This window comes from Corallococcus sp. BB11-1 (assembly GCF_026626625.1).
In the GTDB taxonomy this organism is placed as follows: Bacteria; Myxococcota; Myxococcia; order Myxococcales; family Myxococcaceae; genus Corallococcus; species Corallococcus soli.
In genome coordinates this window covers 1-13,218 of the sequence record NZ_JAPNJY010000043.1, presented here as the reverse complement: position 1 = coordinate 13,218, position 13,218 = coordinate 1, and the positions used below count along the sequence as shown (strand labels likewise).

Annotated in this window: 1 protein-coding gene (only partly in view); it reads right to left on the bottom strand. The window is 70.2% G+C overall.

Annotated features, from left to right (window positions below; genetic code table 11):
- Window positions 1-13,218: part of a non-ribosomal peptide synthetase coding region (locus tag OV207_RS36325; RefSeq protein ID WP_267559677.1), annotated on the bottom strand (this coding region is incomplete at its 5' end). 15,326 nt of the annotated region lie to the left of the window's left edge; the window shows 13,218 of its 28,544 annotated nt.

The window sequence follows — 13,218 nt, the reverse complement described above, 5'->3', positions numbered from 1 at the left end:
GACGGCGATCCTCGGGGGTGAGCAGGGACAGCCCGGACAGCCGCGTGTCCGGTGCGCGGACGGCGGACTCCAGCAGCAGCCGCAGGCGCTGGACCATGCCAGCCGCCGTCTCGGGGGCAAACAGACTCGTGTTGTAGAGCAGCGTTCCGTCGAAGCCGTCGGGCCCCCGGACCATGATGAGTTGCAGGTCGAAGAGGATGCTGCCCGCGTCCATGTCCAATCCCCGGAGCGTCAACTCCGGGAGCATCAACGCCGGCATCGGCGCGTTCTGCAGGGTGAACGTCACCTGGAAGAATGGCGTGCGGCGCAGGTCGCGCTCGGGCTTCAGGTCCTCCACCAGCTTCTCGAACGGGAGGTCCTGGTGCTCGTAGGCGCCCAGGGTGGTGGCGCGCACCCTCGTCAGCAGCTCGCGGAAGGTGAGCGAGGGCTCCACCTGCGTGCGGATGACGACGGTGTTGGCGAAGTAGCCGATGAGGGCTTCGGATTCCGCGTGACGCCGGCCCGCGATGGGCGAACCGATGAGCACGTCCTCCTGGCCCGAGTACCGGTGCAGCAGCAGCTTGAAGGCCGCCAGCAGCAGCATGTACGGCGTCGCGGACGCCTGCTTCGCCAGCGTCTCCAGCGCTTCACTCAGCTCGCGCGAAAGCACCACATCTTGTTTCGCCGCCTGGAAGGACTGCTTCGCCGGACGCGGATGGTCCGTGGGCAGGTCCAGGTACGGCGCGGAACCGCCGAGCTGCCCGCGCCAGTAACCAAGCTGCTGCTCCAGCACCTCTCCCTGGAGCCAGCCGCGCTGCCAGAGCGAGTGGTCGGCGTACTGCACCGCCAGCTCCGGCAGGGGCGACGGCAGCCCCTGGGAGAAGGCCGTGTAGAGCGCGCCCATCTCCCGCACCAGGACGCCCGTGGACCAACCGTCGGAGATGATGTGGTGCTTGGTCAGCACCAGCACATGCTCCGTGGGGGCCAGCTTCAACAGGAGCACGCGGAGCAGCGGGCCCTGCTCCAGATCGAACGGAGTCCGAGCCTCCTCGAGTGCGAGCCGATGGGCCTCGGCTTCACGCGCCTCCCTCTGCGCCACGACCGTGAGATCCACGTGCCGCAGGGGCATGGGGAAGGGCGGATGGATGACCTGCGAAGGCGCGCCCTCATCCGAATGGAAGGTGGTGCGCAGGACTTCGTGACGGCGCACCAGTTCGTCGAACGCCGCCAGGAGCACGACGGTGTCCAGCGAGCCTTCGAGCTTCAACGACACCGGCACGCTGTACGCGGTGCCCGCCGTGCCGAGCTGCTCGATGAACCACAGCCGCTGCTGGGCGAACGAGAGGGGAATCACCTCCGGACGCTCCGCCCGGACCAGCGGAGGCAGGGACGCTCCCGTGCCATCCGGGCCCTGGAACGAGTCGATCAGCGCGGCCAGCTCGGCCACGGTGGGCCGCTCGAAGAACGCGCGAAGGGGCAGCTCCACCTGGAAGTGGGCACGCACGCGGGTGACCAACTGGGTGGCCAACAGTGAGTGACCGCCCAGCTCGAAGAAGTTGTCGTGCCGTCCCACCCTGGGGACGCGCAGCACTTCGCTCCAGAGCGCGGCCAGGGCGATTTCCGTCGGCGTCTCCGGCGCCACGTAGGTGCTCGTGGCGACCTGTGAGGCTTCCGGTGCGGGCAGGGCCTTGCGGTCCACCTTGCCGTTGGGCGTCAGCGGCAGGGCGGGCAGGGCCATGAAGACGGCAGGCACCATGTACTCGGGCAGGTGCTTGCGCAGGTGTTCACGCAGCGGCGCGGTGTCCACCTCCGGAGCCACGTAGGCGACGAGCCGCGCATCGCCCGGTACGTCCTCGCGCACCAGCGTCACCGCGTCCCGGATGCCCGGGTGGCTGCGCAGGGAGGCTTCGATTTCACCCAGCTCGATGCGGTAGCCGCGCAGCTTCACCTGGAAGTCCAGGCGGCCCATGAAGTCCAGCGTCCCATCCTCGCGCCACCGGGCCTTGTCGCCCGTGCGGTACAGCCGCGCACCGGGCTCCGTGCTGAAGGGGTGGGGGATGAAGCGCTCCGCGGTGAGGTCCGGCCGGCCCAGGTAGCCGCGCGCGACGCCTTCACCGGCAAGGCACAGCTCGCCCTGCATGCCGAAGGGCACCAGGCGCTGCTGCTCGTCGAGGATGTACGCGCGCACGTTGTCCAGCGGCCGCCCGATGACGGGCAGCACCTGGGACGCGTCCTGGAGGGCCCAGGCCGTCGCATTGACGGTGGTCTCGGTCGGTCCGTACACGTTGAAGGCGCGCGTACGCTTCGTCGTGGCCAGCCGCCGCCACGTCACTTCATCCAGCGCCTCACCACCGATGAGGATCAGCGCCGGCACATGCTGACGCTCCAGCAACCCGGCGTTCAGCAGCAGCTTGAGCAGCGAGGGCGTGCAGTCCAGCGCGTCGATGCGCTGGGCCTCCAGCCAACTCAGCATCGCCTCCGGGTCCTTGCGCACTTCGCCGGGGACGATGCACAGGCAGTACCCGTGGAGGAGCTGGATGACCTGCTTGATGGAGCCGTCGAAGAAGAGCGGCGCGTTCACGCTGACGCGCAGGCCGCGCTGCGGCTGCACGTAGACATCGCGTGACAAGGCCTGGTGCAGGTGGAGCACGGAGCGGTTCTGCACCGCCACGCCCTTGGGCATGCCGGTGGAGCCCGACGTGTAGAGCACGTAGGCCAGATTCTCCGGACCCGCCTCGGAAGCCAGCGAGTCCGTCGGCAGCTCCGTCCAAGGCTGCTGCTCGGCGTCGAGGCACACGACGGTGCCCACCTCCGGCGTCCACGCCACCGCCAGGGCCTGGGTGGTCAGCAGCACGGACGCGCGGCTGTCCTCCAGGATGAAGGAGCGACGCGCGGCGGGAGCCGACGGGTCGAGCGGCACGAAGGCGCCGCCGGCCTTGAGCACGGCGAGCAACGCGACGATGGATTCAACCGAGCGCTCCAGGCACAGGCCCACGGTGACTTCCGGGCCTACGCCCAGCGAGCGCAGGTATCGGGCCAACTGGTTGGCTCGGGCATCCAGCTGACGGAAGGACAGCGTCGTCCCTTCGAACGCCACGGCGTCCGCGTCCGGCGTGCGGGCCACCTGCGCTTCGATGCGGCCATGCAGCGTGGCCTCACGGTCGAAGTCCGCGGCGGTGCCGCTCAGGTCGCCGAGCAGCCGCTGACGCTCCTCCGCGCCCATGAAGGACAGATCCGCGAGCGGCGCGTCGGGCCGCTCCAGCGCGGCCTCCAGCAGCACCCTCAGGTGCTGGATGAGGCGCTCGACGGTGGAGCGCTCGAACAGGTCCGTCGCGTAGCTGATGAATCCGACGAAGCCGTCCGCCGCACGGTCGAGGCTCAGGCTCAGCTCGAACCGCGCCGAGCCACGGGCCCCGATGTCGGCGCTCTTCACCGACAGGCCGGGCAGCGCCAGCTCCGGCAGCGGCGCGTTCTGCAGCACGAACAGCACCTGGAAGAGCGGCGTGCGGGACAGGTCACGCGTGGCTTGCAGTGACTCCACCAGCCGTTCAAACGGGAGGTCCTGGTGTTCGTACGCGCCCAGCGTCGTGGTGCGCACCTGCGCCACGAGCTGCCGGAACGAAGGCCGAGCACCGAAGCTGCCGCGCAGCACCAGCGTGTTGACGAAGAAGCCGATGAGGCCCTCCGTCTCCGCGTGATGGCGGTTCGCGATGGGCGAACCCACCAGCACGTCGTCCTGACCGGAGTGGCGGTGCAGCACGGACTGGAAGGCCGCCAGCAGCACCATGAAGGGCGTGGCGCCTTCACGCTGCGCCAGGGCCTCCACCTGTTCGGAGAGATCGCGCGGCAGGTGCACGGGCACCGCGTCGCCGCGCCGGGAGGCGACGGCCGGACGGGGCTTGTCGGTGGGCAGGTCCAGCACGTGGGATGCACCCGCCAACTGCTGCTTCCACCAGCCGAGCTGCGCCTCCAGCGCGTCACCCTGGAGCCAGTTGCGCTGCCACACCGCGTAGTCCGCGTACTGCACCGGCAGCTCCGGCAGGGCAGGGGCCTGGCCGTGACGGAAGGCCTCGTAGAGCGCCGTCATCTCGCGCACGAGCACGCCCAACGACCAACCGTCGGACACGATGTGATGCAGGTGCAGCACCAGCACGTGCTCCTCCGCGCCCAGCTTCATCAGCAGGGCGCGAATCACCGGCCCCTGCTCCAGGTTGAACGGACGGCGGGACTCCGCGACGCCGCGTCGCTTCGCCTCGGCTTCCCGCTCCGTCATGTCCGCGATGTCCGTGAGGTCCACGGACTCGAAGGGCACAGTGGCCTCCGAGTGGATGTGCTGCACGGGCTGGCCCGCTTCCACGCGGAACGTGGTGCGCAGCGCTTCGTGCCGCGCCATCAGCGCGTCCAGGCTCTTGCGCAACGCGCCTTCGTCCACCGCGCCGGTGAACCGCAGCGGCAGCGGCATGTTGTAGAGCGTGGTGCCCGGCTCCAACTGGTCGATGAACCACAGGCGCTGCTGCGCGAACGACAGCGGCGGCGCCGACGTCCGGTCCGCACGAATGAGCGGCGGAGTCTTGGAGCGAGAGGCGTGGGCCAGCCGCGCGGCCAATCCCGCCACGGTGGGCGCACGGAAGAGGTCTCCCAGCGGCAGCTCCACCCCCAGGGTGGAGCGGATGCGCGACACCACCTGGGTGGCCAGCAGCGAGTGCCCCCCCAGCTCGAAGAAGTTGTCGTGACGACCTACGGCGGGGATGCGGAGCACTTCACTCCACAGCGCGGCCAGGGCGACTTCCGTCGGCGTCTCCGGCGCCACGTAGGTGCTCGCGCCAACCTGCGAGGCTTCCGGTACGGGCAGGGCCTTGCGGTCCACCTTGCCGTTGGGCGTCAGGGGCAGGGCGGGCAGGGCCATGATGGCGGCAGGCACCATGTACTCGGGCAGGTGCTTGCGCAGGTGCTCACGAAGGGACGTGGTGTCCACCTCCGGCGCCACGTAGGCGACGAGCCGCGCATCGCCCGGCACGTCCTCACGCAGCATCACCACCGCGTCGCGGATGCCCGGGTGACTGCGCAGGGAGGCTTCGATTTCACCCAGCTCGATGCGGTAGCCACGCAGCTTCACCTGGAAGTCCAGGCGGCCCATGAACTCCAGCGTCCCGTCCTCGCGCCAGCGCGCCTTGTCGCCCGTGCGGTACAGGCGAGCACCGGGCTCCGTGCTGAAGGGGTGGGGGACGAAGCGCTCCGCGGTGAGGCCCGGCCGGCCCAGGTAGCCGCGCGCGACGCCTTCACCCGCGAGGCACAGCTCGCCCTGCATGCCGAAGGGCACCAGGCGCTGCTGCTCGTCGAGGATGTACGCGCGCACGTTGTCCAGCGGTCGACCGATGACGGGCAGCACCTGGGGCGCGTCCTGGAGGGCCCAGGTCGTCGCGTTGACGGTGGTCTCGGTCGGTCCGTACACGTTGAAGGCGCGCGTGCGCTTCGTCGTGGCCAGCCGCCGCCACGTCACTTCATCCAGCGCCTCACCACCAATGAGGATCAGCGCCGGAACGTGCGTGCGCTCCAGCATCCCGGCGTCCAGCAGCAGCTTCAGTTGCGAGGGCGTGCAGTCCAGCGCGTCGATGCGCTGGGCCTCCAGCCACGCGAGCAGCGCCTCCGGGTCCTTGCGCGTGTCGCCCGGGACAAGGCACAGGCAGTACCCGTCGATGAGCTGGATGACCTGCTCCATGGACGCATCGAAGAACAGCGGCGCGTTCACGCTGACGCGCAGGCCACGCTGCGGCTGCACGTAGATGTCCCGCGCCATCGCCTGGTGCAGGTGGAGCACGGAGCGGTGCTGCACCGCCACGCCCTTGGGCATGCCCGTGGAGCCCGACGTGTAGAGCACGTACGCCAGGTTCTCCGGCCCCGCCTCGGACGCCAATGCTTCGGGTGACAGCTCCGTCCAGGGCTGCTGCTCGCCATCGAGGCACACGAGGGTGCCCACGTCCGGCGTCCACGCCTCCGCCAGGGCCCGCGTGGTCAGCAGCACCGACGCGCGGCTGTCCTCCAGGATGAAGGAGCGACGCGCGGCGGGAGCCGACGGGTCCAGCGGCACGAACGCGCCGCCGGCCTTGAGGACGGCGAGCAACGCGACGATGGATTCCGCCGAGCGCTCCAGGCACAGGCCCACCGTCACTTCCGGGCCCACGCCCAGCGAGCGCAGGTGTCGGGCGAGCTGGTTGGCGCGGGTGTCCAACTGACGGAAGGACAGCGTCATGTCCCCGAACGCCACGGCATCCGCGTCCGGCGTCCGGGCCACCTGCGCTTCAATGCGACCGTGCAGCGTGGACTCACGGTCGAAGTCCACGACGGTGCCGGACAGCTCGCCCAGGAGCCGCGCACGCTCCTCAATGCCCACGAAGGACAGGTCCGCGAGCGGCGCGTCAGGCCGTTCCAGCGCGGCCTCCAGCAGCACCCGCAGGTGCTGGGTGAGGCGTTCAACGGTGGAGTGCTCGAACAGGTCCGTCGCGTAGTCGATGCGACCGACGAAGCCATCCGTCGCACGGTCGAGGCTCAGGCTCAGCTCGAACTGCGACGAGCCGCGACCATCGATGTCGGCGCCCTTCACCGACAGGCCGGGCAGCGCCAGCTCCGGCAGCGGCGCGTTCTGCAGCACGAACAGCACCTGGAAGAGCGGCGTGCGGGACAGGTCACGCGTGGCTTGCAGTGACTCCACCAGCCGCTCGAACGGGAGGTCCTGGTGTTCGTACGCGCCCAGCGTCGTGGTGCGCACCTGCGTGACGAGCTGCCGGAACGAAGGCCGAGCACCGAAGCTGCCGCGCAGCACCAGCGTGTTGACGAAGAAGCCGATGAGGCCCTCCGTCTCCGCGTGATGGCGGTTCGCGATGGGCGAACCCACCAGCACGTCGCCCTGACCGGAGTGGCGGTGCAGCACGGACTGGAAGGCCGCCAGCAGCACCATGAAGGGCGTGGCACCTTCACGCTGGGCCAGGGCCTCCACCTTCTCCGCGAGGACGCGTGGCAGGTGCACCGGCACCGTGTCTCCGCGCCGGGAGGCGACGGCCGGACGCGGCTTGTCGGTGGGCAGGTCCAGCACGTGGGGCGCCCCCTCAAGCTGCTGCCTCCACCAGCCGAGCTGCGCCTCCAACTCGTCACCCTGGAGCCAGTTGCGCTGCCACACCGCGTAGTCCGCGTACTGCACCGGCAGCTCCGGCAGGGCAGGGGCCTGGCCGTGGCGGAACGCCTCGTAGAGCGCTGTCATCTCGCGCACGAGCACACCCAACGACCAACCGTCGGACACGATGTGGTGCAGGTGCAGTACCAGCACGTGCTCCTCCGCGCCCAGCTTCATCAGCAGGGCGCGGATGACCGGCCCCTGCTCCAGGTTGAACGGGCGGCGGGATTCCACGCTGCCGCGTCGCGTGGCTTCCGCCTGACGCTCCTCCGGGTCCGCGATGTCCGTGAGGTCCACGGACTCGAAGGGCACGGTGGCCTCGGCGTGGATGTTCTGCACGGGCTGGCCCGCTTCCACGCGGAACGTGGTGCGCAGCGCTTCGTGCCGCGCCATCAGCGCGTCCAGGCTCTTGCGCAACGCGCCTTCGTCCACCGCTCCGGTGAACCGCAGCGGCAGCGGCATGTTGTACAGACTGGTGCCCGGTTCCAACTGATCGATGAACCACAGGCGCTGCTGAGCGAACGACAGCGGCGGCGCCGACGTCCGGTCCGCGCGAACCAGGGGCGGCGACTTGGAGCGGGAGGCGTGGGCCAGCCGCGCGGCCAGCTCCGCCACGGTAGGGGCGCGGAAGAGGTCGCCCAGCGGCAACTCCACGCCCAGCGAGGACCGGATGCGTGAGACCACCTGCGTGGCCAGCAGCGAGTGGCCACCCAGCTCGAAGAAGTTGTCGTGCCGGCCCACGGTGGGGACACGCAGCACTTCACTCCAGAGCGTGGCCAGGGCGATCTCCGTCGGCGTCTCCGGCGCCACGTAGGTGCTCGCGCCGAGCTGCGAGGCTTCCGGTGCGGGCAGGGCCTTGCGGTCCACCTTGCCATTGGGCGTCAGCGGCAGGACGGGCAGGGCCATGATGGCGGCCGGGACCATGTACTCAGGCAGGTGCTTGCGCAGGTGCTCGCGCAGGGACGTGGTGTCCACCTCCGGCGCCACGTAGGCGACGAGCCGCGCATCGCCCGGCACGTCCTCACGCACCAGCGTCACCGCGTCCCGGATGCCCGGATGCGAGCGCAGGGTGGCTTCGATTTCACCCAGCTCGATGCGGTAGCCACGCAGCTTCACCTGGAAGTCCAGGCGGCCCATGAAGTCCAGCGTCCCATCCTCGCGCCACCGGGCCTTGTCGCCCGTGCGGTAGAGGCGAGCGCCGGGCTCCGTGCTGAAGGGGTTGGGGATGAAGCGCTCCGCGGTGAGGTCCGGGCGGCCCAGGTAGCCGCGTGCCACGCCCTCACCGGCAAGGCACAGCTCGCCCTGCATGCCGAAGGGCACCAGGTGCTGCTGCTCGTCGAGGATGTACGCGCGCACGTTGTCCAGCGGCCGGCCGATGACGGGCAGCACCTGGGGCGCGTCCTGGATGGCCCAGGCCGTCGCGTTGACGGTGGTCTCAGTAGGGCCGTACACGTTGAAGGCGCGCGTGCGCTTCGTCGTGGCCAGCCGCCGCCACGTCACTTCATCCAGCGCCTCACCACCGATGAGGATCAGCGCCGGCACATGCTGACGCTCCAGCAACCCCGCGTTCAGCAGCAGCTTGAGCAGCGAGGGCGTGCAGTCCAGCGAGTCGATGCGCTGCGCTTCCAGCCACGCGAGCATCGCCTCCGGGTCCTTGCGCACTTCGCCGGGGACGATGCACAGGCAGTACCCGTGGAGGAGCTGGATGACCTGCTTGATGGAGCCGTCGAAGAAGAGCGGCGCGTTCACGCTGACGCGCAGGCCACGCTGCGGCTGCACGTAGACGTCGCGTGACAAGGCCTGGTGCAGGTGGAGCACCGAGCGGTGCTGCACCGCCACGCCCTTGGGCATGCCGGTGGAGCCCGACGTGTAGAGCACGTAGGCCAGATTCTCCGGCCCCGCCTCGGAAGCCAGTGCTTCGGGTGACAGCTCCGCCCAGGGCTGCTGTTCGGCGTCGAGGCACACGAGGGTGCCCACCTCCGGCGTCCAAGCCTCCGCCAGGGCCCGGGTGGTCAGCAGCACGGACGCGCGGCTGTCACCCAGGATGAAGGAGCGACGCGCGGCGGGGGCTGACGGGTCCAGCGGCACGAAGGCGCCGCCGGCCTTGAGCACGGCGAGCAGCGCGACGATGGATTCCGCCGAGCGCTCCAGGCACAGGCCCACCGTCACTTCCGGGCCCACGCCCAGCGAGCGCAGGTGTCGGGCGAGCTGGTTGGCGCGGGCATCGAGCTGACGGAAGGACAGCGTCGTGTCCCCGAACGCCACGGCGTCCGCGCCCGGCGTGCGGGCCACCTGCGCTTCGATGCGGCCGTGCAGCGTGGACTCACGATCAAAGTCCGCAACGGTGCCGGACAGTTCACCCAGCAGTCGCTGACGCTCCTCCGTGCCCACGAAGGACAGGTCCGCGAGCGGCGCGTCGGGCCACTCCAGTGCGGCCTCCAGCAGCACCCTCAGGTGCGTCATCAGGCGCTCGACGGTGGAGCGCTCGAACAGATCCGTCGCGTAGTTGATGACTCCGAGGAAGCCGTCCGCCGCACGGTCGAGGCTCAGGCTCAGCTCGAACTGCGACGTACCACGGCCTCCGACGTCAGCGGCCTTCACCGACAGGCCGGGCAGCGCCAGCTCCGGCAGCGGCGCGTTCTGCAACGCGAACATCACCTGGAAGAGCGGCGTGCGGGACAGGTCACGTGTCGTCTGAAGCGATTCCACCAGCCGCTCGAACGGGAGGTCCTGGTGTTCGTACGCGCCCAGCGTCGTGGTGCGCACCTGCGCCACGAGCTGCCGGAACGAAGGCCGAGCACCGAAGCTGCCGCGCAGCACCAGCGTGTTGACGAAGAAGCCGATGAGGCCCTCCGTCTCCGCATGACGGCGGTTCGCGATGGGCGAGCCCACCAGTACGTCGTCCTGACCGGAGTGGCGGTGCAGCACGGACTGGAAGGCCGCCAGCAGCACCATGAAGGGCGTGGCACCTTCACGCTGGGCTAGGGCCTCCACCTTCTCCGCGAGGACGCGTGACAGGTGCACCGGCACCGCGTCGCCACGCCGGGAGGCAACGGCCGGACGCGGCTTGTCGGTGGGCAGGTCCAGCACGTGGGATGCACCCGCGAGCTGCTGCTTCCACCAGCCGAGCTGCCCCTCCAGCACATCACCCTGGAGCCAGTTGCGCTGCCACACCGCGTAGTCCGCATACTGCACCGGCAGCTCCGGCAGGGCAGGGGCCTGGCCGTGGCGGAAGGCCTCGTAGAGCGCTGTCATCTCGCGCACGAGCACGCCCAACGACCAACCGTCGGACACGATGTGGTGCAGGTGGAGCACGAGCACGTGCTCCTGGGCGTCCAGCTTCATCAGCAGGGCGCGGATGACCGGCCCCTGCTCCAGGTTGAACGGACGGCGGGACTCCGCGACGCCGCGTCGCTTCGCCTCGGCTTCCCGCTCCGTCATGTCCGCGATGTCCGTGAGGTCCACGGACTCGAAGGGCACGGTGGCCTCGGCGTGGATGTTCTGCACGGGCTGGCCCGCTTCCACGCGGAACGTGGTGCGCAGCGCTTCGTGCCGCGCCATCAGCGCGTCCAGGCTCTTGCGCAACGCGCCTTCGTCCACCGCTCCGGTGAACCGCAGCGGCAGCGGCATGTTGTAGAGCGTGGTGCCCGGCTCCAACTGGTCGATGAACCACAGGCGCTGCTGCGCGAACGACAGCGGCGGCGCCGACGTCCGGTCCGCGCGAACCAGGGGCGGCGACTTGGCGCGAGCCGCATGGGTCAGCCGCGCGGCCAGCTCCGCCACGGTGGGGGCGCTGAACAGATCTCCCAGCGGCAGTTCCACCCCCAGGGTGGAGCGGATGCGTGAGACCACCTGCGTGGCCAGCAGCGAGTGGCCACCCAGCTCGAAGAAGTTGTCGTGACGGCCCACGGCGGGCACGCGCAGCACTTCACTCCACAGCGCTGCCAGCGCGACCTCGGTGGGCGTCTCCGGCGCCACGTAGGTGCTCGCGCCGAGCTGCGACGCTTCCGGCGCGGGCAGCGCCTTGCGGTCCACCTTGCCATTGGGCGTCAGCGGCAGGACGGGCAGGGCCATGATGGCGGCCGGCACCATGTACTCGGGCAGGTGCTTGCGCAGGTGTTCACGCAGCGGCGCGGTGTCCACCTCCGGCGCCACGTAGGCGACGAGCCGCGCATCGCCGGGCACGTCCTCGCGCACCAGCGCCACCGCGTCCCGGATGCCCGGGTGGCTGCGCAGGGTGGCTTCGATTTCGCCCAGCTCGATGCGGTAGCCGCGCAGCTTCACCTGAAAGTCCAGGCGGCCCATGAACTCCAGCGTCCCATCCTCGCGCCACCGGGCCTTGTCGCCCGTGCGGTACAGCCGCGCGCCGGGCTCGGGGCTGAACGGATCCGGCAGGAAGCGCTCCGCGGTGAGGGCCGGGCGGCCCAGGTAGCCGCGCGCGACGCCTTCGCCTGAGAAGCACAGCTCGCCCGACATGCCGAAGGGCACCAGGCGCTGACGCTCGTCGAGCACATAGGCGCGCAGGTTGTGGACGGGCCGACCGATGACGGGAACCGTCTGGGTGGCGCCTTGAAGGGGGGATGTCGTGGCGTCGACGGTGCACTCGGTGGGGCCGTAGCCGTTGAAGGCGCGCGTGCGCTTCGTCGTGGCCAGCTTCCGCCACGTCACCTCGTCCAGCGCCTCACCGCCGATGGACAACAGGGACGGTACCCAGGCGCGCTCCAGCAGGCCGGCGGCCAGCAGCAGCTTGAGCTGCGAGGGCGTACAGTCCAGCGCGTCGATGCGCCGCTGCTCCAACCACGGGAGCATCCGCTCCGGATCCAGGCGCACGTCCTCGGGGACGATGCACAGGCAGTGGCCGTCCAGCAGTTGGATGACCTGCTCGATGGAGGCGTCGAAATACAGCGGCGCGTTGAGGGTGATGCGCTGGCCTCGCGGCAAGCCCGCGTAGATGGTCCGCGTCAGCGACCGGTGCAGGTTGAGCACGGAGCGGTGCCGCACCATCACGCCCTTGGGCGTGCCGGTGGAGCCTGACGTGTAGATGACGTAGGCAAGGCCCTCTGGACGGGCCGACGGCGGCAGCGCGTCCGAGGAGAGCGATGCCAGGTGCGCCTGTTCCTGCTCGGAGTCCAGCCGCACCACGTGCGCCACGTCGGGCCGCCACGTCTCCGCCTGCGCCCGCGAGGTGAGCAGCACGGAGGCGCCGCAGTCCCCCAGCAGGAACGACTTGCGCGCTGCGGGCGCCATCGGATCCAGGGGGACGAAGGCGCCCCCGGCCTTGAGGACGGCCAGCAGCGCGACGATGGCTTCCGCCGAGCGCTCCAGGCACAAGCCCACCGTCACCTCCGGGCCCACGCCCAGCGAGCGCAGGTGTCGGGCGAGCTGGTTGGCTCGGGCATCGAGCTGCCGGAAGGACAGCGTCATGCCCTCGAACGCCACGGCGTCCGCGTCCGGCGTGCGGGCCACCTGCGCTTCGAAGATCCCGTGCAGCGTGGCGTCACGCTCGAAGTCCAGGACCTCGCCGCTCAGAGCGCCCAGGAGCCGCGCACGCTCGTCGGACGCGAGGAGCGACACGTCGGACAGGCGGGCTCCCGCATGGGCCAACGACTCCAGCGCCTGCCGCCAGTGGCCCAGCACGCGCTTCACCGCTTCCAGCGAGAAGCGAAGCGTGTCGTAGCCCAGGTGGAGCTGGAGCTGGCTGCCGGGCATCACCGACGCGGTGAGCGGGTAGTGGGTGCTCTCCCCAGCCCGCAGGCCGCGGATGTCGAGCTCCGTGGAGCGCTTCAACAGCGATTCATCGACGGGATAGTTCTCGAAGACCAGCAGGGTGTTGAAGAGTGCCGTGCCGCGAGGCATGTCGCTATAGCCCGCTGCGGTGACCAGCGGCGTGTGCTGGTGCTGCTGGAGCGCCAGTTGCTGGGCCTGGACCGACTGGAGCCAGGGCAACAGGGGTGCGTGCTCGTCGGGGAGCTGGATGCGGACCGGCAGCGTGGTGATGAGCATGCCCAGCATCGCCTCCGCGCCCGGAAGCTCCGGGGGACGGCCCGCCAGCGTGGTGCCGAAGAGGACGT